This window comes from Acidovorax sp. DMC1 (assembly GCF_056314325.1).
Genome location: NZ_JBQUYO010000012.1, coordinates 20,881 through 47,349, shown reverse-complemented (window position 1 = coordinate 47,349; position 26,469 = coordinate 20,881). Strand labels below are relative to the sequence as shown.

The following is a 26,469-nucleotide window of genomic DNA, read 5'->3' as shown; positions in this document are numbered from 1 at the left end:
TCCGCGAGACATTCCATTAACTCTTTTCCGAGAGGCTTCTTGTGAACAAAACCGAATTGATCGAGCACATCGCTACCAACGCCGACATCTCCAAGGCCGCTGCTGCGCGTGCCCTGGAATCCACGATCGAGGCCGTCAAGAAGACTCTCAAGAAGGGCGGCACCGTGTCGCTCGTCGGTTTCGGTACTTTTGCCGTGGGCAAGCGTGCTGCCCGCACCGGTCGCAATCCCCGCACTGGCGCTACGATTAAAATCAAAGCTGCTAAAGTTCCAAAGTTCCGTCCTGGCAAGGCATTGAAAGACGCCTTGAACTGAGGATCAGTTTAGGTAGGGTCCTTAGCTCAGTTGGTAGAGCGGCTCCTTTACACGGAGTAGGTCGGCGGTTCGAGACCGTCAGGACCCACCACCACCGAACAAAGGCGAACGCAAGTTCGCCTTTTGTTTTTTGTCTTCTGAAAGATCGACCATGTTTGAATCCATCCGCAAGCACTCCAAGATCGTGATGATCTTCTTGTTCTTGCTGATCATTCCTTCGTTTGTGCTGGTAGGCATCGACCGCAACTATTTCTCTGAAAAGAGCCCGGTAGTGGCCCGTGTCGATGGCAACAACATCAACCAGACGGACTGGGACAATGCCCATCGCATGGAGACCGACCGCATCCGTGCCCAGTCTCCCTCGGTCGATCCCAAGTTGCTGGACTCTCCCAGTGCCCGCTATGCCACGCTGGAGCGCTTGGTGCGTGACCGAGTGCTGGCAGCTGCGGCGCAAAAGATGCACCTTGTGACCAGCGATGCCCGTCTGGCCCGCAGCCTGCAGGAAATCCCTGCGATTGCAGGGCTCAAGCGCCCGGACGGCACGCTCGATGCTGACGCCTACCGCGCCCTGGTGGCCGCGCAAGGCCTGACACCCGAAGGGTTTGAAGCCAATGTGCGCCGCGACATCTCGGTGAACCAGGTGATGGGTGGTGTGATGAGCACTGCATTTGGTACCGATGCCCAGGTCAAGCTCGCGCTCGACGCTTTGTACGAGCGCCGCGAGATCCAGGTTGCGCGCTTCAATGCCACCGACTTCGCCAGCAAGGTCACCCCCACGGATGCGGACCTGGAGGCTTACTACAAAGCCCATCCTGCCCAGTTCCAGCAACTGGAACAGGCAGCCATCGAGTACGTGGTGCTCGATCTCGACAGCGTGCGTGCTTCCATCACCCTGGGTGAAGACGACCTGCGCACCTACTACAAAGAGAACGTGGCTCGCATGACGGCGAAGGAAGAGCGCCGAGCCAGCCACATTCTGGTGAATGCTCCCAAGGATGCATCCGCTGCAGACCGCGAGAAGGCCAAGGCCCGTGCTACCGAGTTGCTCGCCCAGGTTCGCAAGGCGCCAGGCACCTTTGCCGAAGTCGCGAAGAAGTCCTCTGACGACAAGGGCTCTGCCACTGCGGGCGGCGACCTGAATTTCTTTGCCCGGGGTGCCATGGTCAAGCCCTTCGAAGAGGCTGCTTTTGCGCTGAAGAAAGGCGAAATCAGCGACCTGGTGGAGACCGAGTTTGGGTACCACATCATCCAGCTCACCGATATCAAGACACCTCGTCAGCCCACGTTTGAAGAACTGCGCCCCACCATGGAGGCAGAGCTCAAACAGCAGCAGGCGCAGCGCAAGTTTGCCGAGGTGGCAGAAGCCTTCACCAACGGTGTGTATGAGCAGGCGGACAGCCTCCAGCCGGTGGCGGACAAGCTCAAGCTGAAGATCCAGACGGCCAAGGGCGTGACCCGGACCCCTGCCGCAGGTGCCAAGGGCTCGCTGGCCAATGCCAAGTTCCTCGAAGCGCTTTTCGCCACCGACTCGCTGCAGAACAAGCGCAACACCGAGGCGGTGGAAGTGGGCCCCAGCCAGATGGCTGCTGGCCGTGTGACCGCGTACACCCCTGCGCTGACGCTGCCGTATGACGAAGTGAAGGCCCGTGTCCGCACCTTGTATGTGGCTGAGAAATCTGCCGAACTCGCACGCAAGGAAGGCGAGGCCAAGCTTGCCGCATGGAAGGCCGCACCGTCTTCTGCCACTGGCCTGGCTGCAGCGACCGAGGTCTCTCGTGAACAAACCCAGAACCTGCCGCGCGCCCTCATCGACGCCGCGCTGCGAGCCCCCGCCGAGACACTTCCCGGCTGGACGGGCGTGGATTTGGGGACTGCCGGTTACGCCGTGGTCAAGGTCAACCGCGTGGTGCCACGCCAGGCGCCGGACGCGCAGCGTGCGCAGCAGGAGCGCCAACAATACGTGCAGTGGTTGGCCACGGCCGAAGGGCTGGCTTACTATGAATTGCTCAAGCAGCGCTTCAAGGTGCAGATCAAGGCGCCGCGCCCTGAGGCTGTGACGGCAGTCACAGCAGAAAATTAAGCAATTTGATGTCCGGCGGCAAAATCCCGGGCTATAATACAAAGCTACGGTGGCTGTAGCTCAGTTGGTAGAGTCCAGGATTGTGATTCCTGTTGTCGTGGGTTCGAGCCCCATCAGCCACCCCAAAACAGCAAAGCGCTGCAACAGAAATGTTGCAGCGCTTTTTGCTTTGGGGCTCAGGTTGTTGTCGTGCGCTTATCTATTTGCAGCCTCGCGGACTAAATAGGTTTTCTCCATCAATAACCCAGCCTTCAGCGCACCACAGTCCCGCACGGCGCATACTGCGTGCTTAACCTTTCGGGAGTTTCTGATGAGCCTTGTGATTCGCGACGCGTCGCCCAGTGAAAAACGCGGCAACGCCATGTCTGCGGCCTTGGCCAAAGAGCAACTTCAATACGCGGTGCAGATCGTGCGCGACGTGTTGCCGCAGAGCGCTGGCGATGCGGCATTGATTGGTGCCGTGGTGCAGGCCATTGCCATGAATTACGCTGCTGTGCAGCAGCCCAATCGTTAGGGTTGGGGCTGTACGCGACGAGGTGCTTGATCCACATCCGTCATCCAGCGGACGCGGGCATTGCCCGGCCGTTCCACGCTCGTCAGAACGGCTTGATTGGTACGCAAGAGAGCTTGAAAGCTGCCAGCCAAGAGGCTGGCCTGCCCGGAGGGACTCGAACCCCCGACCTATAGCTTAGAAGGCTATTGCTCTATCCAGTTGAGCTACGGGCAGATGGATGTGGTCGGTTGTGTGGCCGACCGGCTTGCGGAGTGTCCGCAACTGCTTGGCGCAGGGCGCTAATCATACCCGCCCTGACCGGTGCTCCTGGCGCTGCCGCCGGGGCGATTTTGCTGCCGGGACGGTGATGCGGTTATAACCGGGTCATCCCCCCGTTTTGCCTGCCCTCTGGAGCATTTGCCCATGCCACACAGCGTCACGCTGATCCACACCATTGCTGCCGCCTTGGGCTTAGCGCTGGTGCTGGGCTTTCTGGCCGCCCGTTTGCGGCTGCCAGCCCTGGTGGGGTATTTGCTGGCGGGGGTGGCCATCGGCCCGTTCACTCCTGGTTTTGTTGCCGATGCAGCCTTGGCCAGCCAGTTGGCGGAGATCGGCGTGATGCTGCTGATGTTTGGCGTAGGGCTGCATTTTTCTTGGGGCGACCTTCTGGCGGTGCGCAAGATTGCCGTGCCGGGCGCCGTGGTGCAGATGATGGTGGCGACGTCGCTCGGTATGGCATTGGCCCTGTGGTGGGGCTGGGGCATGGGGGGGGCTCTGGTGTTTGGTTTGGCGCTGTCGGTGGCCAGCACGGTGGTGCTGCTGCGTGCGCTGGAGACGCTGGGGATTCTGGACAGCTACACCGGACGCATTGCGGTGGGGTGGCTGGTGGTGGAGGACCTGGCCATGGTGCTGGTGCTGGTGCTGCTACCACCGCTGGGGGGATGGCTGGGAGGCGGCACCGGGGCCGACCTGGATGCCGCGCAGCTCTGGCGCACGCTGGGGTGGACGCTGCTGCAGGTGGGCGGGTTTGTGGCGCTGATGCTATTGGTGGGGCGCAGGTTGTTTCCTTGGCTGTTATGGCAGGTGGCACGCACCGGGTCGCGTGAACTGTTCACGCTGTGTGTGGTGGCCGCGGCGGTGGGCATTGCGTTCGGCTCGGCAGCACTGTTTGGCGTGTCATTTGCGCTTGGGGCCTTCTTTGCAGGCATGGTGATGCGGGAGTCAGAGTTCAGCCACCGTGCTGCGCACGAATCACTGCCGCTGCGCGATGCATTTGCCGTGCTTTTTTTCGTGTCCGTCGGCATGCTGTTCAACCCGGCGGTCTTGTGGGAGCGTCCGCTGCAGGTGCTGGCGGTGGTTGCCATCATCATGCTGGGCAAGACCGTGGCCGCAGCGGGTCTGGTGCTGGCGTTCCGTTATCCGCTCAACACGGCGCTCACTGTGTCGGCCAGTCTGGCGCAGATCGGGGAGTTCTCATTCATTCTGGTCGCACTGGGATCTTCATTGGGCCTGCTGCCGCCGGAGGGGGCCAGTCTGGTGCTGGCGGGCGCCTTGTTCTCCATGGCGCTCAACCCGTTGTTGTTCCGTGCCATTGCACCGTTGCAAGACTGGCTGCGTGCCCGGTCCGCGTGGGCCAGACGGCTGGAGCAGCGTGATGATCCCCTGGCCGAGTTACCCACGACCACCGATTCACGCTATCTCGCGCGGCAGGTTGTGCTGGTTGGTTACGGCCGGGTGGGGCGGCGCGTGGCGGCGACTCTGGCGGCCAACGATATTCCGTTTGTGGTGGCCGAGCAGAACCGGGAACTGGTGGAGGCCTTGCGTGCCGATGGCGTGGCCGCAGTGTTTGGCGACGCGGTGGAGCCCGCAGTGCTGATCCAGGCGCACATCGCGCGGGCCGCGATGCTGGTGGTGGCCACCCCCGACGCATTGCAGGTGCGCCAGATGATCGAGACCGCGCAGACTTTGAACCCGGGTGTGGACATTGTGGTGCGCAGCCACAATGAGGACGAGGCCCAGCGGCTGGTGCAGGAATGCAGCCACGCCCAGGTGTTCCTTGCAGAAGATGCCTTGGCGCAGGCCATGACCCGCCACGTGCTGGAGCGTGCCCGGGAGCGTCAGTCCCGCGCCACGCGACCTGCGCCACTGCACGGACCGGCATGATATGAGCCAAATCTGCCGGTTGCGCTAGAAGAATATGCCTAAGCAGCTATTTGATTGATAGCAAATTGATGGCGGCACTCAAGGGGGCAGCGTAGCTTCCGGACGGCGTCTTCACGGAGTGCCCCATCTACCCCCGCCTGGGTGACAAGCCCCGGCATCACGCCGCCAGAGGCCTGCCTCACGGCGAGGGTCAATCCGTTTCTTCAAACACCAGAGAGGGCACAGCCATCACGCGTGCGCTCTGGCCCAGCTCCTGGATCAGATGGTTGGCAAAGTAGCTGTTTTGCGTGTCGGGCTCCAGCGCAGCCACGGCCAGGTTCGCACGCGGCTGATTCAGCGGCACATAGAAGCTGCCAGCGGGCGCGTCGATGGCGCTGCGCAGTGTGGACACCTGCACGCGAACGATGTCGCCGCTGCCAGCAATGGTGCCGATCACGTCCTGGCGGTTGCCGGCTTCGCGCGTGGTTTCGCGGTAGCTCTCGGCCAGCACGGAGCCAGGCTCTGCCACCCGCATGACCTGGATGCCCAGTTGGCGCAGACGTTCCACGGCCGCACTGGCGTCCGCCGACAGCCAGTAGCCGCAGGGCCGTGCACGCACCTTGGTGTTGCGCAGCGTCAGCGATGAGTTCCAGTCCACACGAATACTGCGGTCTGCGCCGGTCTCGGGGTCCAGAAAATCCAGGTCGCGCTGGGTGGGTGTGGCCTCGGCCTCGATGACCACCTGGTCACGGCAGGCCAGGGCACTCACGTCGCGGGCCACGAACGAGCGCACCTGCTCCAGGTTGGCGGCGCGTTCTGCGGTGGTGCGCAGGGCGCTGGTGATGGCGGTGACCTGCGCATGCACGCGGCGCTGGATGTGCATGCGGCCAATGCCCACACCCCGGGTCTCGATCAGCAGGCTGACCGTGTTTTTCAGGCCGTGGACGTTGCGCCCCGTGTCGGGCTGGGTGCCGCCCATGGAGATGCGCTTGTCCTGCAGGTTGGTCGAGGTGGTGTAGTACCAGTCACTCGTCAGGCCCTGGGCCTTGAGGGCGGCCACCATGGGCTGGTGAAACCACTCCTGCGACGCCTTGGTGAGGAACTCGGGGTAGTTGGCGGTGGTGGTGTATTGCAGCAGCGCGTCGTAGCGCTGGATGGCGTTGAACTTCTGCAGATAGCGGCCCACCACGGTGTATTCGTGGGCGTCCACGACGAGGATGGGGCGGTAGTCGTTGATGACCTGCGCCAAGGCGCGGGCTTCGGGGGTATTGAGCAACAGGTGGTCGCGGTTCATGTCCACGCCGTTGGCAGTAACGCGCGTGCCCACCTCGGCGCCATCCGGGTTGGCGCGGGGCACCACCACCACGTTGATGCGGTCCAGCAGCGGTTCAAGCAGGCCCTGGGCCAGCTCGCGGCTGATGACCAACAGGGCTTCACTGCCGGCGGGTTCGTCGCCATGCTGCTGCCCAATCAGTACGACGGTGGGGCGGCCGCTCTTGTCCAGGCTGGCAGGGTCTGTGCCGGCGGCACGGGTGACCAGCAGGCCCTGTATGGGCTCGCCGCGCTGCGAGGTGCCGATCTGCAGCAGCTGGGTGCGCGTGCCGCTACGGGGCGCACTGTCGCTCAGGCTGCGCAGCCATTGGCCCACCTCGGCATTGGTCGTGAAGGCCCTGCGGTCGGCCCCCAGACCGGGGGTGCTGTAGACCACTGACGGGTTGGGGAACCGCGCGGCCACTGCATCGCCATAGGGCGGCGCCATGGGCGCTTCGTCGCGCACCAGAAGCGGTGCGGATTGGGGCAGGGGGCTGGCCACCACGGCGGCGCGCGGTGGCGGCACCTGCGCGGGTGTCTGTTGTCCCAGCGGCGCGGGGACCACGGTGCCTTGCTGGACGCGCGGCAGGGGCGCAGGGGCGCTGCGCTGCTGGGCCGTTGGCGTGGAGGGCCAGGGCGGCAGCGGGGTGCTGCCGCAGGCTGTCAGCAGCAGCGCTGCCAGCGTGGCCGGAGCGGCCCAGCGCGTGATCCGTGGTTCAGGGCGTGAAAGCGGGGTGGCATCGGCGCGGCCGCGCTGGAATGTGTGCTGGGTCATGGTGTGGGCTGCCAGAGAGAGCCCCGAATCTGGGGCGAGTAGGGCGCTTTGTACGTGGATGTTACCTGCGCGCACCCGACTCTCCTTGTCAGCGTACATCCCGTTGCAAACGCATGGCGGCTTGGGCTGTCGCGGTGATCAGCGAGGGATGTTGCTGGGTGCAGTGGCGTCAGTGGGCGAAGGGGATGCGCTCTGGATCGGAGGCGAACTGGGCAGCTTCAGCCGCAACAGGGCGCGCACAAAGCCGTGGTCCGAGCGCGTGCGGTCGCGCCCTTCATGCAGGTGGTCATTGAAATAATCCACCCGGCGCACATCACCCACGCTATTGCGCCCGTTGGGCAGGAACTCCTCGCTGACAAGGATCTGATCCAGCACATAGGGGGCACCCTGGTGGATGTGGGAGTAGGCCACGTCCTTTTTCAAAGCGAAATCTCCTTGCAGGTCGTACGCATTGAACAGTGCCACATCGCGGGCCGTCCGGTCGTAGGCAATGTCGGTGGTGGCGCAGATCAGCTGCGTGGTAACGCTGTCGGGGGTGTCATTGAAGTCGCCCAGGACCACCAGGGGCACGCTGGTGCGGTGCAGCAGGTCGATCACCAGGCAACGCAGGGCCATGGCCTCGGCGCCACGCATGATCAGTGAGCGCAGTGAGGCCAGTGCGACCACCTTGCGGTCGTCCCGGTCCTCGGTGGGCTGGCCCAGGGCATCCTGCAGAAACTTGGGGCGCTTCGATTTGAGGTGGGCGGTGAGGACGTTGAGGGTCTGGCCATGCTTCATCCGCAAGGTGGCCACAAGGGGCGGACGCTCAAAGCGCGTGTGTTGGCCAATGCCGGGCACGTCCACCTGAAAACCCGGGGGGAAGTCGGCGAAGGACTGCACAGCCTCGACCTTGAGTCGGGTGGCCAGGCCCACCCGAGGTGTGCCCTGCGCACCTTGCTGGGTGTCGTTGTTCTCGGCTCCAGGTACGGCGACGAAGTCGTAGCGCATGCCGCCCCGCCCCAGTGCTCCCTTGAAAGCCGCATCGTCCCAGACCTCCTGCACGGCCAGCACGTCGGCGTTCAGTGCCCGAAAGCGCTCCCCCAGCCAAGTGATCTTGCGCTCAAACTCGGTCTGGCTGTACGGGTCCTGGTTCTCGTAGAACAGGCGACCCGGGTTGGCCAGGTTGAGCACATTGCAGGTGGCCACCATCAGGGTGTCCAGCGGTTGGGGGAATTCGGTGGGGCGCATGGAGGGCGGGCAGCGTCGTTGTGGTCACAGGGCTGCAGCCGCCTGTCAGCGAGGCTGCAGCGCACGGCCGGACAGCACTTGCAGGCCGGGCCGGCCCGACTGTACGGCATGGACCAGCGCCCGGGCCACATCGGCGCCCGGGCGGGCGCGGTAGTTGGCGGGCAGGAGGGGGTTCAGCCACTGAAACAGCTTGAGTGACAGCGATTCGGCGGGCCGGTGGGCCTGCTGCAGCGCCCGGCGCTCGCCCATGAGCAGGGAGGGGCGCGCGATGACCAATGTCTCGAAACCCAGCTGCTGCAGGTCGCGCTCTACCTCGCCTTTGACGCGGTTGTAAAAAATGCGCGACTGCGCGTTGGCACCCATGGCGGTGACAACTCCGCAACGGGTCGCGCCGGCCGCACGCGCAGCGCGGGCCGTGGCCATCACGGCGTCATAGTCCACCGCGCGGAACGCGCTATGGCTGCCTGCTGCAGCCATGGTGGTGCCCAGGGTGATGTAGACGTCATCCGCTGGCGGCAAAGCAGGCATCGCCGCAAAATCCACCGCATGCAGTTGCAGGCGGGGATGGGCGAGCGCGGGGGCTCGCCGCCCCTTGGCATGCAGCACATGAACTGTGGTGCCCGAGGTCTCGGGCGCGCCCGCTGCGGGGGCAGAAGGCGCCTTGCGTGACTCAGCGGTTAAAAGAGCCGCGAGGACCGCCTGGCCCACGAGACCCGTTGCCCCGGCCACCACCGCCACCCGCGCCCGATCCGCCGCCATAGCCACCACCTCCAGAGTTGCGATACCCACCGCCACCACCACGGCGACCGCGTTCAGCCATGCTGTCCACGCTGGTGCGCATGGGGTCGGGCTGACCGCCCGCACCATGGCCCGAGCTGCGATGGCCTGGGTTGCTGTGACCCAGGTGGGTGCCCAGGTGCGCATTGGCGCGGGGGGGTTGTGCGTCATCGTAGCGATGGCCGCCACCGCCCTCTGGGCGTGGGCCCCGGCTGCGTGCTGGTGCCTGGGATGCGCCGTCACGCGGGCCGCCGCGACCACCGCCTTGTCCGCCACGGCCGCCGCCGGCCGGGCCCTGGGCGTTGCGGGGCGCGCCGCCGCCGGAGCGGCCACCGCCGCCATTGCCAGCACGAGGGCCGCGCTCGCCGCCGCCACCCTGGCCGCCGCCTTGGCTGGCCTTGTTGGTGCGGATGCGTTCCATCATTTCGGTACGGGCGGCCTTGGCGGCAGCCTGCATCACGTCGCGGCTCGGGGGCTTGCCTGCGCCGCCCCAGATGGTCTGGCGGCCCATGGCAATGGGCTCGGCCTTTTCGCCGGGTTCGGGCCCAAAACCTTCAATGACTTGCACGGGGATCTGCTGCTTGGTGAAGCGCTCGATGTCCATCATGAAGCCTTCTTCGTCCATGCAGACCAGGCTCACGGCCTCGCCGGTAGCGCCAGCACGGCCCGTGCGGCCAATGCGGTGCACGTAGTCTTCAGGGACGTTGGGGATTTCGTAGTTGACGACGTGCGGCAGGTCATCGATATCGATGCCGCGCGCAGCGATATCGGTGGCCACCAGGGCGCGGATCTCGCCGCTCTTGAAGCCTGCCAAGGCCTGCGTGCGGGCGCTCTGGCTCTTGTTGCCGTGCAGTGCCATCGCCTGCACACCGTTCTTGGTCAGGAACTCGGCCACGTTGTTGGCGCCGAACTTGGTGCGCGTGAACACCAGCACCTGGCTCCAGTTGTGTTGCTGGATGATGTGCAGCAGCACCTGCTTTTTCTTGCCGCGGCCCACGGGGTGAATCACCTGCGAGATGCGCTGCACCGTGGTGTTGCGCGGGGTGACCTGAATGCTCTGGGGGTTCTTGAGCAGGGTGTTGGCCAACTCGCGGATCTCATCGCTGAAAGTGGCCGAGAACAGCAGACTTTGCTTGTCCTTGGGCACCAGGGCCAACACCTTCTTCACATCGTGGATGAAACCCATGTCCAGCATGCGGTCGGCTTCGTCCAGCACCAGCACTTCTACCGTGGACAGGTCCAGAAAGCCCTGTTGCTGCAGGTCCAGCAGCCGGCCGGGGGTGGCCACCAGGATGTCCACGCCACGCTTGATGCGGTCGATCTGCGGGTTCATGCCCACGCCGCCGAAGACCACCGTGGAGTTGATGTCCAGGTACTTGCCGTATTCGCGCACAGATTCTTCGACCTGGGCGGCGAGTTCGCGGGTGGGCGTCAGCACCAGGGCGCGGATGCCCTTGCCGCCAAACTTGTTCTTGGGTGCAGTGCCTTGCGAGAGGCGGTGCAGCATGGGCAGGGTGAACGCGGCGGTCTTGCCGGTGCCAGTCTGCGCGCCGGCCAGAAGGTCGTGGCCTTCCAGAACAGCGGGAATGGCCTGGGCCTGAATGGGCGTGGGGGTTTCATAGCCCGTTTCGTGCACGGCCTTCAGGATGGCAGGAGCCAGGTTCAGTTCGTCAAATGTCATGTCATTGGATGCGCCCGTCCGGGGCGCTGGGTATCCGCCTGTCGTGCAACCGGGAGGTTGCCGAGCCAGTCTCAGGCTGATGAGGTTCAGGATTGGGAGCCCGGAAGCGTGGCTTCCTTCGTCCCCAGCAGTGTGCTGATGTGGCGGGCAACTGGAGCCCACAACGGGGGTATTGTCGCATGGACCGATAATCCAGGGTTTGAGAGCGCGTTCGGCGTCCTTTTGGATTGCTCCAAATGGTCCTCCAAACCCGCTCGGATGCAGACTTCCTGCCCACTTTCGCAAGCTAGAACCCTCCATGGCCCAATACGTTTATTCGATGAATCGCGTCTCCAAGACCGTGCCGCCCAAGCGGCAGATCTTGAAGGACATCTCCCTGAGCTTTTTCCCGGGCGCCAAGATCGGCGTGCTGGGTCTGAACGGCTCGGGCAAATCCACGCTGCTGAAGATCATGGCGGGCGTGGACAAGGAGATCGAGGGCGAGGCCATCCCGATGCCGGGTATCAAGATCGGCTACCTGCCCCAGGAGCCGCAGCTCAACAACGAGCACACGGTGCGCGAAAGCGTGGAAGAGGCCATGGGCGAAGTGTTTGCCGCCAAGGCCAAGCTCGAAGAGGTGTATGCCGCCTACGCCGAGCCCGATGCCGACTTTGACGCGCTCGCTGCGGAGCAGGCCCGCCTGGAAGCCATCATCGCCACCGCCGGCACAGACTCCGAGCACCAGCTCGAAATCGCGGCCGACGCACTGCGCCTGCCCCCATGGGATGCCAAGGTCGGCCTGCTGTCGGGGGGCGAAAAGCGCCGCATCGCACTGTGCCGCCTGCTGCTGTCCAAGCCCGACATGCTGCTGCTGGACGAGCCTACCAACCACTTGGACGCCGAGTCGGTGGATTGGCTGGAGCAGTTTCTGCACCGTTTCCCCGGCACCGTGGTGGCGATCACCCACGATCGCTACTTCCTGGACAACGCCGCCGAGTGGATTCTGGAACTGGACCGGGGCTACGGCATCCCCTACAAGGGCAACTACAGCACCTGGCTGGACCAGAAGCAGGCCCGACTGGAGTCCGAGCAAAAGGGCGAAGAGGCCCGTGCCAAGGCCCTGAAGAAGGAACTGGAGTGGGTCCGCCAGAACGCCAAGGGCCGTCAGGCCAAGAGCAAGGCGCGTATCGCCCGCTTCGAAGAACTGAGCGACTACGAATACCAAAAGCGCAACGAAACGCAGGAAATCTTCATTCCTGTGGCCGAGCGCCTGGGCACACAGGTCATCGAGTTCAAGAATGTCACCAAGTCGTTTGGTGACCGCGTGCTCATCGACAACCTGTCCATGAACATTCCGGCCGGCGCCATCGTCGGCATCATCGGCCCCAATGGCGCCGGTAAATCGACCCTGTTCAAGCTCATTGCGGGCCGCGAACAGCCAGACAGCGGCGAAGTCGTGATCGGCTCGACCGTGAAGATGGCCTTTGTGGACCAGCACCGTGATGCCCTGTCGGACGACAAGACCGTGTGGGAAGACATCTCCGGCGGCCTGGACATGATTAACATCGGCAAGTTCACCATGGCCAGCCGCGCCTACGCCGGGCGCTTCAACTTCAACGGCGGCGACCAGCAAAAGAAGGTGGGCATGCTGTCGGGCGGTGAGCGCGGCCGACTGCACCTGGCCAAGACGCTGATCGCGGGCGGCAACGTGCTGCTGCTGGACGAACCCTCGAACGACCTGGACGTGGAAACCCTGCGCGCGCTGGAAGACGCTTTGCTTGAATACGCGGGCACAGTGTTGGTTATCAGCCACGATCGCTGGTTCCTGGACCGTATTGCCACGCACATCCTGGCCGCCGAAGGTGACAGCCAGTGGACGTTCTTTGACGGCAATTACCAGGAGTACGAGGCCGACAAGAAGAAGCGACTCGGTGAAGAGGGCGCAAAGCCCAAGCGGATGCGTTTCAAGGCCCTCAAATAAAGGCCGAGGTCAAGTAGGATTGCATCTGGAAACCTCTTGCCCGATTCCTCCCTCCCACCATGTCCCTGCCCGCATCGCGTCTGAGAACCGTTTTCCGCGCCTGCGTTGTCAACGCCGTCCGCGGGGGCGAGGCCCTGATGGGGCAGCTCGTCAAGGTCACCCAAAGTGCCTTGACCAGCGAGGAATCGGTTAGCCGCAACATCCAGCAGCGCAATTTGCTCAGCGATGCGCTGCGCCTGCTCAACGAGCACGAGGCAGCGCTGGTCAAGGGCTATCCCATGGCCCTGCTCGAAATCTTTGCCGAAGGCCCTGCGGTCGCCAAGGGGCGTAGTTCGGCCGACGACACCGGCATGGATTTTGGCGAGCTTTCGCTCATGGACGAAAGCGAGATGCAGGCCCAGGTGGAGCTGTCCAAGGCCCAGCAGTCTGCACTCCATGCCACGGACGCCGTGCTGGCGGAACTCAACACCCTGGTGAGTGCCGCCCAAGGTTTGCGCAGTGTGCAGCCTGAACGCAACCCGCTGCGGCCCGAGAGCTACATCCGCGCGCTGCAGCAGGTGGTGGGTGAGACCGGCGTTTCCGCAGAGGTCCGCCAGCTGTGGATGCAGCACATGCGCGACCTGTTGGGCAAACTGCTGGCCGAGGAATACAAAAAAACCGCCCAGAGCCTGCGCGAGCATGGCGTGCAGCCGGTGGGCTACGCGGTGCTCGGCACGCCTTCGGGCGGCGGACGCGGCGCAGGCCCGGGCACCGGTTACGGCGGGTCTGGCTACGGTGGCCCTGGCACGGGATACGGAGGCGGCTATTCGGGCTATGGCCCGTCAATGAATGCGCCCATGGGCGACTACGGCAACACCGGCTACGGGCGTGGCATGGGCCCCAGCACGGGCTGGAGCGGCGAGTCGCAGCAAGGTGCCATGGTGCCCATGCCTGTGGATGCTGCCGAAGAGGCGCTGCTCACCGTCGGCATCCTGCGTCAGATGCTGGCGGGGGGCGATCCCTTTGCCCCTCCTCCGGTCTACGGAGCCGTGCCAGCACAGGCGGTGGTGGTGCCCAGCGGCGCGGGTCAGCCAGGCTGGGTGGACCCCCGTGCGGGAGCTGTCAGCGCCCAGTCATCGCTGGCAGGGGGCTACTACCCGTCAGGCGCAGCCGCTGAAGCGATTGAAGACATGGCCCAGTTGGAGCGCCTGGTGGGCCGACTGGCCGGGGGCGGCACGGTCAGCCAGCCCGGGTCCTTGCCCGTGCCCTTGGCCGGCTGGCGGGGGCCTGGCGTGGCACCGGTGGTCTATGCCGCCGTGCCCATGGAGGCCGCAACCCAGTCCACCGCCATGGCGGTGGAGGTGGTGGGGCGCATGATGGCCAACATCGCGCAGGACGCCCGCTTGTTGCCTCCCGTGCAGCAGGCGGTCAAGAGCCTGGAGCCCGCGCTCAAGCAACTGGTGCACCACGACGGACGGTTTTTTACCGACAGCAATCACCCTGCACGCCGCCTGCTCGACGAGCTGACGCAACGCAGCCTGGCATTCACTGCAGAGACGGAGCCTGGTTTCAGTCGTTTCATGCGGCTGGTGACGGAGGCGGTGGGCCACCTGTCCGCCCATGAGGTCAAGGATGCGGGGCCCTTTGACACTGTGCTCAAGGCGCTGCAGTCGGCCTGGGACACCCAGGAACAAAAGATCAAGGCCCATCAGGAGGCCGAACAGAAAGCCAAATTGCAGGCCGAGCAGCGCGAATTGCTGGCCGAGAAGATCGCAGCCGATATTCGCAAACTGCCCGATGTGGACAAAGTGCCGTCGGACGTGCTGGATTTTGCGGCGGGCCCCTGGGCTGACGTGGTGGCGCTGGCCCAGGTGATGCGCGGCGATGATAGCCAGGACGACGACCCCAGTGGTTACTTGGCGCTGGTCCCGGTGCTGCTGTGGACGGCGCAGCCGGACCTCACCCGCCAGGAGACGGACCGCCTCAACGAGGCCATCCCTGGCCTGCTGGCCAAACTGCGCAAGGGGCTCAAGACCATCAATTACCCGGCGGTGCAGACCAGCGCTTTCTTGCAGCGGCTGGTGGCGTTACACCAGGCTGCTTTTGAAAAGCCGGCGCCAGCTGCCCTCGCACCGGCCCCTGCGGCCGAGCCCGAAGCGGTCTCCGAGGTGGCAGAACTGGCTGAACCGCCCGAGGCTTCCGCTCCTGCCCTGCAGGACAGCGCTCAGACCCCGCTGGACACCCCCGACCCTTATGCTGACTTTGTCATCGGGGCGTGGGTGGAACTGGTGACCAATGGCCGGGTGGTGCGCACCCAGCTTACGTGGGCCAGCCCGCATGGCACCCTGTTTTTGTTCACTGCGCCCGATGCCAGCACCCAGTCCATGACCCGCCGCATGCGCGACAAGCTGGCGGCTGAAGGCTCGCTGCGCGTGGTGCCGGCCCAGCTGCCCAAACCCGCCAAGCCTGCGGCCCGCGCTTTGGGCGTTACAGAGACGGGTGGAGCAGACCGCAAGTCGTCTGAGGGTCGTACGGGCTCCAGCTCCCGAATGGCGCCGCTGTCCAAGTCCGCTCCCCTGGCCCCGGCTTCGGGTGCCAAGACCCCCAAGAATCGCTGAGCGGAAAGACACCTGCGCTGCAGGTGGCTCTTTGAGTGCTGCCAGCGGCCTTGTGCCACTGGCCACTGAAGCCTGGGTCAATGCCCAGTTCCTGCTGCGCTCCCTGTTCCCTTCATGCTGTTTTCAGTCATCCCCTCGCCCGGAGTGCTGTGGTCAGCCGATCCGCCAGCCCCTCCCGACGCGCGCAGCAGCTTTTTGCGCACCAGGTGGATGTGGTTGCGCAGGGCATACAGCTCGTCCGCATACGACAAAGGCACGCTCACCTTTTCGGCCTGGGCTTCCAGGCTGTCCAGGGTGCGCAGCAGGCTTGCAGGGTCGCTCTTGCCCATCTCCAGGTCGTTCTCGATCTCGCGCAGGCGGCCATACCAGCGGAATACCCGTGATCGCACCCGGAACTGGTAGAGCGGCGGGACGATGCGCGACAGCGGCAGCATGATGGCCAGCAAGATGCCCAGCACCAGCCACATGCGCTCAATCAGGTTGGCCAGCCAGAAGGGCAGGTAGCGTTGCAGCATGGGCACCGGCTCGTTCATGGCCCGGTCACCCTCCTTGGCGATCGGCAGCTCGCTGCCGCGCGTGTTGGGGAACTCACGCGCCCGGTTGAACCAGCCTGCGCCGCTGTGCAGCTTTTGGGCGTTCTGGGCAAACAGGGTGAGCAAGGCGGGGTGAGTACCGTCGCGCGCCAGCAAAGACGTGGTGGTGGCCACGAGCCGGACATCGCGCTGGGGCACGTTGGCCGCAAGGTCCACCACCCCCCGTGGCAAGGTCACGGGGGTGAGGAACGGAAACCGCCGCGCGTAAGCCTCGTGCTGCGCAAAATCCAGCAGTTGCACACCAGGTGTCTGCAGCAGCATCTGCACCATCAGCGATTCGGGCGCCGAGGCAAATACCAGGGCATCGAGCCGGCCGGCGAGGAACTCCACCGTGGCAGGCGTCTGCTCCAGCCTCGACAGCTTGACCGACACCGGCTCCACCTTGTTGGCCTGCAACAGGCGCTCGATCAGCGTGGGAACGCCGCTGCCCTCCGACCCCACATTGACCCGCCAGCCGCGCAGCTGCCGCAGGCTATCAAGCCGGGGGGCGTTGTGCATGCGCTCTGCTGCGTCGGTGCGGTAGAAAAGCCACAGCGGCTCCACAAACAGGCTGCCCAGGGACACGAGGTTGTCCGGGTCATCGGGCTGCAGCTCAGCCGTACCGCCCTGCACAAAGGCCACGTCAGCCTGGCCGTCCCTCAGCAGCTGCAGGTTGTGCGACGAGCCCTCGCTGGGCAGCAGTACCACATCAATCCCGTCGACAGCCAGTGCCTTCTGGTAGCGCTTGCCAAACTCTTCATAGGCACTTTGGGCAGGGCCGGTGGCCAGGGTCACCGTCTTCGGGGGATTGGGGTTGAGCCACCAATAGGCCAGCACCAGCAGCCCGACCGCCAAGAAGGCGAGGGGGCCCGCCGACACAATCAGATCGCGCAGGGTGAGAAAGGTGTTGCGAAAGGCCTGGGGCATGGGGGATGGACCAACGGAGCGAAAACAGGGCGAGAGTGGCGCTTCGGCCAACCGGGATGGGCCGACCGCGCAACAGGGTCGTTCCGGATCCCTGTCGCGCGATCAGCAAGCCGGTGGATTATCCGGGCAGGAGCTACAGCGCCGCGTATCAGCACTTGTCTTTACGCCCCAGGAGTCGCCCCGGCCTGGAATACCTGGGGCGTTGAAATTGCCAGCCGGGTCGCTTACTGCGGCAAGCGCCTGCGCTGGCGCTCGTAGGCCATGCATTCCTGCAGCGAGAGCATATCGTTCTGGTCCACATCTGCCGCTTCGAAGTAGGCCATGCGAGCCTGCACCACCTCGGTGAACGACAGCCTTCCGTCCCCATCCTTGTCAGCTGCAGCCAGCCGCCTCAGCTGGCTTTTGCTGATGCGGGGCAACTGGCTGAGGTGGGCGAGATGGACGTAGCCCTCTGCATCGGGCCCCAGGCTGTGCCAGCCCTGCACGATGTCCTGGTGAAACTCGTCCAGCGACACGTTGCCGTCGTGGTTGAGATCGGCTGCCGAGCAGATGACTTGCAGCCTGTGGGTGAGGGTTGGGGCCACCGGTTTGTGGGCCTTGGCAGGGCGGGGTGGCGTGGTGGGTGACGATACCGCCGTATCGGCTGCGTTGGCTGTGTGAGCCAACATTGCCAGCACGAGGGTACAGGCGCTTGCAGAGATCCGTTGCAGATTTTTTTGCATGGGGGCTCCTTACCACCACCAGCGTTGGCTGGGGCTGCGGTTGCAGGGCCACACCATCGTGTGCGCCCCGGGGCGGACCTGGCCGGCATCCACATCCAGGCATTTGCCGTTAAGCTGGCTCACAATCTGCCCACCCCGGGTGAACCAGCTCTGGCTGCGCGAGCCCGAGCAGGACCACAGCACCACCCGGGCGCCATCCCGTGGGTCGCCACGGTCCACATCGACGCACAGGTCGCGTACGCGGATCTCGCCGCCGCGCCCCACTGCAAAACGCTGGGATGCCGTACCGTTGCATTCGTACACCTGCAAGGTGGTGCCAGACTGGAACTTGCCACCCCGCACATCGAGGCACAGGCGGCCATCCACGCGGATCTCGCGCCCCCAGTCGCCACCCTGGCCGGGGTAGCCCGGGTACTCGGGGCGTCGGTCGTCGTCGTGACGGTTGTGGTTGGCCAACAGGGCAATGCCTGCAATGGCGGCCACGGCCGCTACCGCTGCCCCGGCATTGGAGCCGCTGTTGTTGCCGGAGGCATAGGTCCGCGTAATCTTGAAGCGACCGCCGCAACCACCGTTGGTCCACAGCTCGCGGTTGGTCAGGTCATAGCCCCAGGTGCGGTTGAATCGGCACGCTCCCTGGGTTTGTTCCACCAGGTCCACCTGGGTCACATCGTCCGCCAGACGGTAGGAGGTGTAGCCGCCGCTGGACTGCAAATCCACCAGCTGGTCCTGCGCCAGTGCGGGCGGCGTGCCCACGAGCAAGGGCAGGCACAGCAGCCATGCACGGTTCTGAAACGAATGGTCTCTCATGGGTTGACTCTCCTTGTTCCGATCCGGGGCCTTATGAATAAGTGCGGGGTACCAGGAGCCAATCCCCGCGCACCACCCACCAGTCGCATCATAGGGCGGTCAATCGTTCAAACGGTTGGTCACAGGTCGCCGACTCCTCGCGTCATCACGATGGCCTGAACGCTCCGATTGGCACTGCGTGCTTACGGGATCTGACGAAGAATCAGGTTGGACCTTCTGATAACGGGAGGTATGCGTCAGGCGCATGGCTGGGAACACGCCAGCCGTTGGTGGATCTGCTGGCGCAGTACCTTCGCCGCTGACACGCCTCCAGAATCTATTCCTTCTATTCTTGTCTGTGCCGGTACTTCAGTTACTTCAGCTCACTTGATCAGCAAAGCAGACCCGCTGCCGTGAATCCGAAAGACTGCCACTGCATTGACGAGGTCGTCGGCCTGACCGCGAAGGCTGGCCGCTGCGGCCGCCATTTCCTCCACCAGTGCGGCATTCTGCTGTGTGGCTTGGTCCATCAGCGTGACCGCTTCGCCCACCTGCGTGACCCCAGCACTTTGTTCGGAGCTGGCGGCGCTGATCTCGCCCATGATGTGCGTCACATTGCGGATGCTGGCCACGACCTCGGTCATGGTTTGGCCTGCTTTGTCGACAAGGGCGGTGCCGTGCTCTACGCGGCCCACGCTTTCGGTGATCAGTTGCTTGATCTCCTTGGCGGCGGCGGCACTGCGTTGGGCCAGGTTGCGCACCTCGCTGGCCACTACAGCAAAACCTCGGCCCTGCTCGCCGGCGCGGGCGGCTTCCACCGCGGCATTCAGCGCGAGGATGTTGGTCTGGAACGCAATGCCGTCGATCACGCTGATGATGTCGTTGATCTTTCGGCTGGAGTCATTGATGTCCTTCATGGTGGCGACCACCATGGCTACGACTTCGCCTCCTTGCTGTGCGACGGTTGAGGCGGAATGCGCGAGCCGATTTGCATTGACCGCGTTGTCCGCGTTCTGCTTCACGGTCGAGCCCAGCTGTTCCATCGATGCCGCAGTTTGCTGCAGGGCACTGGCCTGCTGCTCCGTGCGCATTGACAGGTTCTGGTTGCCCTGCGCGATTTCTGCGCTGGCGGTCGATACGCTCTCCGATCCCTGGCGCACTCCTGCCACCAGGTTGGACAGGCTCCGTCGCATGGCTTCCATGGAGGCAACGACCGAAGCGATCTCGTCTTTGCCTTGCGCCACCAGCGGGTTGGCGAGGTTGCCCCGCGCAAACTCCTGCGTCGCCTGGCTTGCCTCGCTCAGCGGTCGGACGATGGAACGCGTGGTGGCAACGCCCAGCACACAGGCAAACACCACCATGGCGATGCTGAGCAGGATCAGCTGAAACCGCAACGATTCAAACTGATGCATCGATTCCTGGCTGGCGCGTTTGCTGATGGCATCGCTCTCGGCCAGGAAGGCTTCGATGTCTGCCACCAGCTTGTTCAGCAGGGGGCGGCATTCTTCGTTGATTTTCTTGATGGCCGCATCTTTTTCTCCCAGGCTCCCCAGCCGGGTGATCTCCAGCGCCACAGGGCCATAGGCCGCCTCGGTTTTCTTGATCTCGGCCAGCAGCTTGTTCAGAGGAGCGGTTTCCGGGGGGCCTGTCTTGAGGGCCTCTTCCACTCCCTGTAGTGCTTTGCCCATGCCTTCGTGGGCCACCCCTATGCGCCGGGTTTCTGCCTCAGCATCCTCCTTGGAGCCAGCGATCACCAAGTTGCGCGCAGACACGGCCCTTGCATTGGCCGTATCAAGAACCCGGTTGCCCAGACTTTTGATCACGTTCAGGCGATTGACCTGGTTGTCCAGGCTCTCCTGCGTCATGGACTCTCCACGGATGCCCATGACGGCCACCAGAATCAGTGCGCAGGTCAGGACGAAATAGCCAATGCCAAGACGCGTCTTGATGCTCAGGTTTTGCAGGACATTCATGCGATGGGTCCTCCAGCTGGTGGCAATGATGATGCACTTTTATGGGCTAATGCGCCATGTTTTCCATCTTTTGTGAGCAAGTAGCCACATGCGCGCGGGTGGCGCAGGTCGCCGCGGCGCGTCACAGCCCCTGATCCTGGGCCACTTTTTCGCCCCGTCAAGGTTTTTTTGACCGCGCACGGCAGGGCCTTGCGCGCCGTCCGCGGGGTTCCTGGAGTTCTTTCAGCGCATCGGGGGCGTCCAGTGCCACCCTGTGGGTGTCACCCCAGCTCTGCTGCCGATGGCAGGTACAACCCCTCGGCTGTGGTGATCGCGCGCGCAGCGCGTGCTGCCCGCGCGGTGGCGATGGCCGTGGCCTCGGCCGCCATGGTGGCCAGCACCATCATGCCCAGGCTCTTGCCGCTGCGGCCCGTGCCCAGGCTGAAGAGGGTGTCGCCGTCGGACATGGTGTGCACGGGGTTGATGCTGCGTGCCAGCCCGTCGTGCGCGGCCACGGCCAGGCGATGGGCCTGCACCTTGGTGATGACCGCATCGGTGGCCACCACGCCGATGGTGGTGTTGGTGCCCGCCAGCAGGGGTTGGGGCGGGTCGCCGCGCAGCAGGGCGCGGCGTGTGTCGCGCAGGCGCAGGCCGTCGTCGGTGCGGGCTCCGGCAATGACTTGGGCGGTGTCCGGGTCGATCACGTCGCCCAGCGCATTGCAGGCGATGAGCGCGCCCACTGTGACCCCGTCCACGGTGACCGAGGCGGTGCCGATGCCGCCCTTCATGGCACGCTGGATGCCGAAGATCTTGCCCAGCGCCGCGCCGGTGCCCGCGCCCACGTTGCCTTCGGCCGGGTCGGCGGTGGAGGCTGCCTCGCACGCCGCGTAGCCCGCTGCCGCATCGGGGCGGATGCGCATGTCGCCCACCAGCAGATCGAACAGCACGGCGGCAGGCACGATGGGCAGGCGGCCCACGGCCACATCAAAGCCCACGCCGCGCTCTTCAAGCCAGCGCACGGCGCCGGTGGCGGCGTCCAGCCCCCAGGCGCTGCCGCCCGCGAGCATGATGGCGTGCACCTTGTCCACCAGGTTGGAGGGGTGGAGCAAATCCGTCTCGCGCGTGCCGGGGGCGGCACCCCGCACATCCACCCCGGCCACGGCGCCCTCGCGGGTGATGATGACGGTGCAGCCCGTGGGGCGGCGGGTTTCGGTGAAGTGACCGACCTCGATGCCGGCCACGCGGGTGATGCTGCCAGCGTCGCCAGCCAGTGTGTTGGAGGAACTCATGGCCGTTGATTATGGTGCCCATGCGTCGTCCGACAGTTGCGCAGCATCAGGGCCCCGGCGCTGCGCGTGGAGTCGCTTTAGGGCGCTTTCTCGATCCGCTGGACGTGGTATGCGCCGCTGATCTGCTCGGCCCGAAAACGCACCTTGTCGCCGGGTTTCAGATCGCCCACCACGCTGGCGTCGGCCACGCGGAACACCATGGTCATGGGCGGCATCTCCAGGTTCTTGATCTCGCCGTGCTTGAGGGTGAGGCGCAGGGTGCGTGGGTCCCACCGGGTGATTTCGCCTTCGCTCAGCTCCGCCTGGGGCGCGGTCGATGCGGCGGCTGCGGGGTGGTGGCTGCTGTGGCTGTCTGCGCCAGCCGCTGCGGGGGCTTGGGCCAGGGCAGACCCCGTGCCCAAGACAAGCAGGCTGGCAGCCAGCGGGATGCAGAAGAGGTGCTTTTTCATATCGATGCCTTTTTGTTGTAGCTGTTGAACACGCGTGTGCTGCCGTCATGGGCCACCAGCAGTACGTCGTATGGGTCGCGCCGGTCGCCGTACACGGCCCCGTCCATGCCTGGAGAGCCCACGGGCATGCCGGGCACGGCCAGGCCCAGGGCCTTGGGCTTTTGCTGCAGCAGCTTGCGCACGTCGCTGGCGGGCACGTGGCCTTCCACCAGGTAGCCGCCTACCAGCGCGGTGTGGCACGAGCCCAGCTTTTGCGGCAGGCCCAGGCGGGCGCGCACGGCGTTGTTGCCGGTGGCGTGCACCTTCACCGCAAAGCCGTTGGCTTGCATGTGGTCCACCCAGTCCTGGCAGCAGCCGCAGTTGGGGTCTTTCCACACTTCCAGCGGAGTGGGTGTGCTGTTGGCTGCGAGGGACCCACCCGGCAGCAAAGCGACGGCCAAACCCGCGCCCAGCAGGGGCAGGGTGGTGGCGAGCCATTGGCGGCGGGGCGGGCTGGCGGGGGCATGTGTGGAACGGTGGCGTGGGAGGGTCATGGTGTTTCTCCTGGCATCAGGGGTTGCGGGGCAGCACGGTGATGGTGCCGGTCATGCCCGCCTGGTAGTGGCCGGGGATGAGGCAGGCAAAGTCAAAGCTGCCTGCGCGGTTGAAGTGCCACACGATGTCGCCTTTCTTGCCTGCGGCCACATGGGCCATGTAGGGCTCGTCGTGCTCCATGCCGGGGTGTTTTTTCATCAGCTCCGCGTGCTGGTCCAGCTCGGCCTTGGTACCGATCACGATCTCGTGCAGCACCTTGCCTTGGTTCTCGGCACGCAGCCGCACGGTGTCGCCCTCGCGCACCTCGATGTGGCGGGGGCTGAACCGCATGTCGTCGCCCATGCGCACGGTGATCGTGCGGCGCACCTGCTGGGCGTCGCCTGCAATGCCCCAGTCCTTTTGCTCTTTGACCACGGGGGCTGTGGTGGTGCGGTGGGGCATGTTTTCATGCCCATAGGCAGAAAAAGTGCCGAATGCGCTAGTGCATATTGCCCAGGTAGCTATGAATTTGATAGTGTTCATGGCGGTTGGTAATGTCAATGTTGGTGGCTGCTGGCAGCCGGCTTGCGCGCATTGGCTGCGCCCGGGGCCGTGCCTGGGGTGTCGGTGCGTGCGGGGCGGGGTTTGGTGGCTGGCGCGCCTTGCCATTCAAAGGCCTGGGTGCCGCCTGGCTGCCTGTAGTCGCCGGGGTCGGCGTAGCTGCCTGCGGGCAGGTCGGCACGCACCTTGAGGGTGGTGAACATGCCGCCCATCTCCAGCGGGCCAAAGGGGCCGGCGCCGGTCATCATCGGGAAGGTGTTGTCGGGCAGCGGCATCTCCATGGCGCCCATGTCGGCCATGCCGCGCTCGCCCATCACCATGTAGTCGGGCACGATCTTCTGGATCTTGCCCACCAGTCCGCGATGGTCCACGCCGATCATGGTGGGCACGGCGTGCCCCATGGCGCCCATGGTGTGGTGGCTCTTGTGGCAATGCAGGGCCCAGTCGCCGGGTTCGTCGGCAATGAACTCCACCTGCCGCATCTGGCCCACCGCCACGTCGGTGGTTACCTCGGGCCAGCGTGCGCTTTTGGGCACAGGGCCGCCGTCGGTGCCGGTCACTTCAAACTCGTGCCCGTGCAGATGGATGGGGTGGTTGGTCATGGTGAGGTTGCCCACGCGTATGCGCACCCGGTCGCCCTGCCGCGCCACCAGCGGGCTGATGGCGGGGAACACCCGGCTGTTCCAGCACCAAATGTTGTGGTCCAGCATGGTGTTGACCTTGGGGGTCATGCTGCCGGGCTCCACGTCGAAGGCGTTGAGCAGGAAGGCGTAGTCGCGCTGCACCTTCGCAATCTGCGGGTGGCTGCCCTTGGGGTGGGTGATCCACAGGCCCATCATGCCCATGGCCATCTGCACCATCTCATCGGCATGCGGGTGGTACATGAAGGTGCCGGGGCGGCGCGCCACGAACTCATACACAAAGGTCTTGCCCGGCTGGATGGCGGGCTGGGTCAGGCCACCCACGCCGTCCATGCCATTGGGCAGGCGCTGGCCGTGCCAGTGGATGGTGGTGTGCTCTGGCAGGCGGTTGGTGACAAAGATGCGCACGCGGTCACCTTCGACCACCTCGATGGTGGGCCCGGGGCTCTGACCGTTGTAGCCCCACATGTTGACCATGAAGCCGGGCGCCACCTCGCGCACCACGGGCTCGGCCACCAGGTGGAACTCCTTGACACCCGCATTCATGCGCCAGGGGGCGGTCCAGCCGTTCAGGGTGACCACGGGGTTGTAGGGCCGGCCCGTGGGCGGGTGCAGCGGCGGCGCGGTGTCTGCGCTGGACTGCATTGCGGGCTCGGGCAGCGCGGCCAGGGCCACGCGGCTGACGGAGGCTGCAGCCACGGCCGTGGCGGCGCCAGAAAAGAAATTGCGGCGGTTCATGTCAATGGCCTTGTGGGGTGGTGGAGGCTGCGGCGCCGGAGGTGAGGCCCTGCAGGGCACCGGGCGAGGTACCCGTCAGCGCCAATTGCAGGTCGGTCTCGGCCAGCCAGAAGTCGCGCTGCGCTTCGATGGCGTTGGCCACGGCCTGCGTGCTGTTGCGTGCTTCGGCCAGCATGTCCCACACGCTGGCCAGCATGCCGTTGTAGCGCAGCGTGGTTTCGTCGCTGATGAGCTGGCGCAGGGGCACGACCTCCGCCTGCTGTTGGCGCGCCAGGTCCAGGGCGGTGCGGTAGGTGAGCCAGACGGCACGCACCTCGCTGCGGGCGCGCACGGCGGTGTCTTGGAGCTGGGCGGCGCTTTGCTCCACCTCGGCCTGGGCGCGGGTACGGGCTGCGCCGCCCCAGTCGAACAGGGGCAGGGGCAGTTCGATCTCCCAGCCGCGCTTGATGTCGCTGCTGCCGGTGGCGCGCTCGGTTGCGGTGTTGCGGCTGTAGGCCAGGCCAATGTCGCCAAACACGGCGCTAGCGCGGCTCCAGCCCTGGCGCGTGGCCTGGGTGTCCAGCTGGCGGCGGGCGGCTTGCACGTCCAGCCGCTCGCGCAGCGCGGTGGCTTCGATGCCATCGGCGGGTAAGGCGGCGGTGGGCAGGGGCGGCAGCTGTGGGGCCAGCTGGTACTGGGTTTGCTGCCCCCACAGGCCCATGCGGCGGTTGAGCTGCTCACGCTCGGTGGCGGCTGCCAGGCGGGCGCGGGCACGCTGGCGGGTGGCCTCGTGCAGCACGGCCTGTTCGCGGGCTTGTTGCAGGCGGCTCCAGTTGCCCACCTGCGCCATGCGGTGCGCCAGCTCGGCCCCGGCCTCGGCGGCTTCCACCATGCGGTCGTGCGTGGCGGCCACCTGCTCGGCCGCCACGGCGCGCAGCCAGGCACGGCGGGTGTCTGCGGCCAGTTGCACCACGTCCTGTGCGGCTTGCAGCGTGGCGATCTGCAGGCGCTCGGCTTCGCGCTGGGTGCGCCAGGGCAGGGTGATCAGATCCATCAGGCCAAAGGCGAGGGTGCGTTCGATCTCACGCTCCTGGCTATTGGTGAAACGCCCCAGGGTCAGGTGCGGGTTGGGCAGCGAGATGGCTTGCACCCGCTCGGCATCGGCCACGCCCAGTGCGGCCAGCCGGGCTTGCAGGCCGGGGTTGTTGAGCAGGGCAATGCGCACGGCGGCGTCTTGTGTCAGGGGCTGGGCAAGCCAGCCATCAATGGACTGCTGGGCCTTTGCGCGGGCGCTCCGGTCCATCGCGGGCAAGGCCGCCTGCGCTACGCCGGCGGTACGGCCTGCAGTCAGCGCTGCGACATCACTGCGCAGGCCGTCGGACGACACGCTGGCGCAGCCCGCCAGCAGGGTGGCGGCAGCCAGCACGGAAAGGCGGTGGGTGCTGGTCATGGCTTGCCCTTCTGTTCGGGGTGGTGGGCGGGGTGGGCACTCCCTGCGCTGCCGTGGTGCATCTCATGGGCTGTGCCAGGCGGCTTTCCATGGGGCATGCGGTGTTGCATGCCCTGGTGGTGTGGCATGGGGGCTGCTGCGGAGGCTGCGGGCGCGGGGGGCGGTGCGGAACCGCGCTGCGCCTCCCAGGCCACGATGTCCGCATGGCCGCGCGGGAACGCGCCCACGGCCTCGTGTGCCTGGCGCCAGGCCTGGGGAGTGGGCAGGGCGTCCACCAGCGGGGGCTGCGGTGGCATGGCCGTGTAGGGCAGGGGAGCGGTGGGTGCATCGGCGCGGGTAGCGTCGGGTGCAGATGGGCTCTGGGCTTGCGCCAGCAAGGGCGACAACAGGGCGAGACAAGCCAGTCGCATGGGCCACGATGGCCCGGGCGACGGCGAGGAGAGAAAAATAGCAGGGGCGCGCATGGCGATCTCCAGACAACGAACGAAAAAACACGGCGCTGCCGCCCGATGGGCCCCGTGGTGCGGGGTCAA

At 65.4% G+C, this 26,469-nt stretch carries 21 protein-coding genes and 3 tRNA genes; 8 read left to right on the top strand and 16 right to left on the bottom strand.

Annotated elements, in window-relative coordinates; genetic code table 11:
- Positions 1 to 41: 41 nt before the first annotated feature.
- From ACT531_RS20645 to ACT531_RS20625, 5 genes are all read left to right on the top strand, one after another.
- A complete protein-coding gene (locus ACT531_RS20645) occupies positions 42 to 314 on the top strand; it encodes an HU family DNA-binding protein (protein WP_008906675.1) in 273 nt (90 codons plus the stop codon).
- Between the two features lie 15 nt (positions 315 to 329).
- Positions 330 to 405, top strand: a tRNA-Val gene (locus ACT531_RS20640).
- Between the two features lie 60 nt (positions 406 to 465).
- Positions 466 to 2,394 (top strand): SurA N-terminal domain-containing protein, encoded by a 1,929-nt coding sequence (locus tag ACT531_RS20635; protein WP_476018635.1) that lies wholly within the window; start codon positions 466 to 468, stop codon positions 2,392 to 2,394.
- 49 nt (positions 2,395 to 2,443) lie between these two features.
- Positions 2,444 to 2,519: transfer RNA gene (locus tag ACT531_RS20630), tRNA-His, on the top strand.
- Between the two features lie 185 nt (positions 2,520 to 2,704).
- Complete coding sequence (locus ACT531_RS20625; RefSeq protein ID WP_476018634.1) at positions 2,705 to 2,908, top strand: hypothetical protein; 204 nt, start codon at positions 2,705 to 2,707, stop codon at positions 2,906 to 2,908.
- Positions 2,909 to 3,044: 136 nt separating this feature from the next.
- On the opposite strand, the gene ACT531_RS20620 is transcribed toward ACT531_RS20625, so the two are convergent.
- Positions 3,045 to 3,121, bottom strand: a tRNA-Arg gene (locus tag ACT531_RS20620).
- Positions 3,122 to 3,310: 189 nt separating this feature from the next.
- Here ACT531_RS20620 and ACT531_RS20615 point away from each other — a divergent pair.
- Complete coding sequence (locus tag ACT531_RS20615; RefSeq protein WP_110961178.1) at positions 3,311 to 5,050, top strand: cation:proton antiporter; 1,740 nt, start codon at positions 3,311 to 3,313, stop codon at positions 5,048 to 5,050.
- A gap of 190 nt (positions 5,051 to 5,240) precedes the next feature.
- Here the strand turns inward: ACT531_RS20615 and ACT531_RS20610 are convergent, their stop codons facing one another.
- From ACT531_RS20610 to ACT531_RS20595, 4 genes are all read right to left on the bottom strand, one after another.
- On the bottom strand, positions 5,241 to 7,115 hold the full coding sequence (locus tag ACT531_RS20610) for a M14 family metallopeptidase (protein ID WP_110961179.1): 1,875 nt from the start codon (positions 7,113 to 7,115) through the stop codon (positions 5,241 to 5,243).
- 138 nt (positions 7,116 to 7,253) lie between these two features.
- A complete protein-coding gene (locus tag ACT531_RS20605; protein ID WP_110961180.1) occupies positions 7,254 to 8,342 on the bottom strand; it encodes an endonuclease/exonuclease/phosphatase family protein in 1,089 nt (362 codons plus the stop codon).
- Between the two features lie 45 nt (positions 8,343 to 8,387).
- A complete protein-coding gene (locus ACT531_RS20600; protein ID WP_476018633.1) occupies positions 8,388 to 8,870 on the bottom strand; it encodes a Rossmann-fold NAD(P)-binding domain-containing protein in 483 nt (160 codons plus the stop codon).
- Positions 8,871 to 9,012: 142 nt separating this feature from the next.
- On the bottom strand, positions 9,013 to 10,800 hold the full coding sequence (locus tag ACT531_RS20595; protein ID WP_110961182.1) for a DEAD/DEAH box helicase: 1,788 nt from the start codon (positions 10,798 to 10,800) through the stop codon (positions 9,013 to 9,015).
- 298 nt (positions 10,801 to 11,098) lie between these two features.
- Here ACT531_RS20595 and ettA point away from each other — a divergent pair, with 298 nt between their 5' ends.
- Both ettA and ACT531_RS20585 read left to right on the top strand, forming a co-directional pair.
- Positions 11,099 to 12,760: an energy-dependent translational throttle protein EttA gene (gene ettA, locus ACT531_RS20590; RefSeq protein WP_015014713.1), complete on the top strand. Its 1,662-nt coding sequence runs from the start codon at positions 11,099 to 11,101 to the stop codon at positions 12,758 to 12,760.
- Positions 12,761 to 12,819: 59 nt separating this feature from the next.
- The gene (locus ACT531_RS20585) at positions 12,820 to 15,357 is read left to right on the top strand and encodes a DUF1631 family protein (RefSeq protein WP_476018632.1); all 2,538 of its coding nucleotides are present in this window, start codon (positions 12,820 to 12,822) and stop codon (positions 15,355 to 15,357) included.
- 77 nt (positions 15,358 to 15,434) lie between these two features.
- Here ACT531_RS20585 and ACT531_RS20580 read toward each other — a convergent pair whose 3' ends face one another.
- The 11 genes from ACT531_RS20580 to ACT531_RS20530 all read right to left on the bottom strand — a co-directional run bounded on the left by ACT531_RS20580 (position 15,435) and on the right by ACT531_RS20530 (position 26,400).
- Positions 15,435 to 16,856 (bottom strand): TAXI family TRAP transporter solute-binding subunit, encoded by a 1,422-nt coding sequence (locus ACT531_RS20580; protein WP_209820298.1) that lies wholly within the window; start codon positions 16,854 to 16,856, stop codon positions 15,435 to 15,437.
- A 224-nt stretch (positions 16,857 to 17,080) separates the two neighbouring features.
- On the bottom strand, positions 17,081 to 17,440 hold the full coding sequence (locus ACT531_RS20575) for an EF-hand domain-containing protein (RefSeq protein WP_476018631.1): 360 nt from the start codon (positions 17,438 to 17,440) through the stop codon (positions 17,081 to 17,083).
- Positions 17,441 to 17,587: 147 nt separating this feature from the next.
- Complete coding sequence (locus ACT531_RS20570) at positions 17,588 to 18,385, bottom strand: lectin (protein ID WP_476018630.1); 798 nt, start codon at positions 18,383 to 18,385, stop codon at positions 17,588 to 17,590.
- Between the two features lie 362 nt (positions 18,386 to 18,747).
- The gene (locus ACT531_RS20565) at positions 18,748 to 20,337 is read right to left on the bottom strand and encodes a methyl-accepting chemotaxis protein (protein ID WP_476018629.1); all 1,590 of its coding nucleotides are present in this window, start codon (positions 20,335 to 20,337) and stop codon (positions 18,748 to 18,750) included.
- 260 nt (positions 20,338 to 20,597) lie between these two features.
- Entirely contained in the window at positions 20,598 to 21,605 is a 1,008-nt protein-coding gene (locus ACT531_RS20560; protein WP_291447214.1) for a P1 family peptidase, read from the bottom strand.
- Between the two features lie 77 nt (positions 21,606 to 21,682).
- Complete coding sequence (locus ACT531_RS20555) at positions 21,683 to 22,054, bottom strand: copper-binding protein (RefSeq protein WP_476018628.1); 372 nt, start codon at positions 22,052 to 22,054, stop codon at positions 21,683 to 21,685.
- On the bottom strand, positions 22,051 to 22,587 hold the full coding sequence (locus ACT531_RS20550) for a DUF411 domain-containing protein (RefSeq protein WP_476018627.1): 537 nt from the start codon (positions 22,585 to 22,587) through the stop codon (positions 22,051 to 22,053). Before ACT531_RS20550 ends, ACT531_RS20555 begins: the two co-directional genes overlap by 4 nt.
- Before the next feature lie 16 nt (positions 22,588 to 22,603).
- A complete protein-coding gene (locus tag ACT531_RS20545; protein WP_295943642.1) occupies positions 22,604 to 23,110 on the bottom strand; it encodes a cupredoxin domain-containing protein in 507 nt (168 codons plus the stop codon).
- Between the two features lie 14 nt (positions 23,111 to 23,124).
- Positions 23,125 to 24,507, bottom strand: coding sequence for a multicopper oxidase family protein (locus tag ACT531_RS20540; RefSeq protein ID WP_476018626.1), 1,383 nt, complete (start codon positions 24,505 to 24,507; stop codon positions 23,125 to 23,127).
- Position 24,508: 1 nt separating this feature from the next.
- The gene (locus ACT531_RS20535) at positions 24,509 to 25,936 is read right to left on the bottom strand and encodes a TolC family protein (protein WP_476018625.1); all 1,428 of its coding nucleotides are present in this window, start codon (positions 25,934 to 25,936) and stop codon (positions 24,509 to 24,511) included.
- On the bottom strand, positions 25,933 to 26,400 hold the full coding sequence (locus ACT531_RS20530) for a hypothetical protein (RefSeq protein WP_422847100.1): 468 nt from the start codon (positions 26,398 to 26,400) through the stop codon (positions 25,933 to 25,935). Before ACT531_RS20530 ends, ACT531_RS20535 begins: the two co-directional genes overlap by 4 nt.
- Between the last annotated feature and the right edge of the window lie 69 nt (positions 26,401 to 26,469).

Excerpts from the sequence above, each read along its gene's own strand:
- ACT531_RS20555 (WP_476018628.1), bottom strand. The coding sequence starts at position 22,054 with ATGAAAAAGCACCTCTTCTGCATCCCGCTGGCTGCCAGCCTGCTTGTC.
- ACT531_RS20550 (WP_476018627.1), bottom strand. The coding sequence starts at position 22,587 with ATGACCCTCCCACGCCACCGTTCCACACATGCCCCCGCCAGCCCGCCC.
- ettA (WP_015014713.1), top strand. The coding sequence starts at position 11,099 with ATGGCCCAATACGTTTATTCGATGAATCGCGTCTCCAAGACCGTGCCG.
- ACT531_RS20565 (WP_476018629.1), bottom strand. The coding sequence starts at position 20,337 with ATGAATGTCCTGCAAAACCTGAGCATCAAGACGCGTCTTGGCATTGGC.
- ACT531_RS20625 (WP_476018634.1), top strand. The coding sequence starts at position 2,705 with ATGAGCCTTGTGATTCGCGACGCGTCGCCCAGTGAAAAACGCGGCAAC.
- ACT531_RS20530 (WP_422847100.1), bottom strand. The coding sequence starts at position 26,400 with ATGCGCGCCCCTGCTATTTTTCTCTCCTCGCCGTCGCCCGGGCCATCG.
- ACT531_RS20605 (WP_110961180.1), bottom strand. The coding sequence starts at position 8,342 with ATGCGCCCCACCGAATTCCCCCAACCGCTGGACACCCTGATGGTGGCC.
- ACT531_RS20560 (WP_291447214.1), bottom strand. The coding sequence starts at position 21,605 with ATGAGTTCCTCCAACACACTGGCTGGCGACGCTGGCAGCATCACCCGC.
- ACT531_RS20600 (WP_476018633.1), bottom strand. The coding sequence starts at position 8,870 with ATGCCTGCTTTGCCGCCAGCGGATGACGTCTACATCACCCTGGGCACC.
- ACT531_RS20635 (WP_476018635.1), top strand. The coding sequence starts at position 466 with ATGTTTGAATCCATCCGCAAGCACTCCAAGATCGTGATGATCTTCTTG.
- ACT531_RS20570 (WP_476018630.1), bottom strand. The coding sequence starts at position 18,385 with ATGAGAGACCATTCGTTTCAGAACCGTGCATGGCTGCTGTGCCTGCCC.
- ACT531_RS20595 (WP_110961182.1), bottom strand. The coding sequence starts at position 10,800 with ATGACATTTGACGAACTGAACCTGGCTCCTGCCATCCTGAAGGCCGTG.
- ACT531_RS20580 (WP_209820298.1), bottom strand. The coding sequence starts at position 16,856 with ATGCCCCAGGCCTTTCGCAACACCTTTCTCACCCTGCGCGATCTGATT.
- ACT531_RS20535 (WP_476018625.1), bottom strand. The coding sequence starts at position 25,936 with ATGACCAGCACCCACCGCCTTTCCGTGCTGGCTGCCGCCACCCTGCTG.
- ACT531_RS20545 (WP_295943642.1), bottom strand. The coding sequence starts at position 23,110 with ATGAACACTATCAAATTCATAGCTACCTGGGCAATATGCACTAGCGCA.
- ACT531_RS20615 (WP_110961178.1), top strand. The coding sequence starts at position 3,311 with ATGCCACACAGCGTCACGCTGATCCACACCATTGCTGCCGCCTTGGGC.
- ACT531_RS20585 (WP_476018632.1), top strand. The coding sequence starts at position 12,820 with ATGTCCCTGCCCGCATCGCGTCTGAGAACCGTTTTCCGCGCCTGCGTT.
- ACT531_RS20610 (WP_110961179.1), bottom strand. The coding sequence starts at position 7,115 with ATGACCCAGCACACATTCCAGCGCGGCCGCGCCGATGCCACCCCGCTT.
- ACT531_RS20540 (WP_476018626.1), bottom strand. The coding sequence starts at position 24,507 with ATGAACCGCCGCAATTTCTTTTCTGGCGCCGCCACGGCCGTGGCTGCA.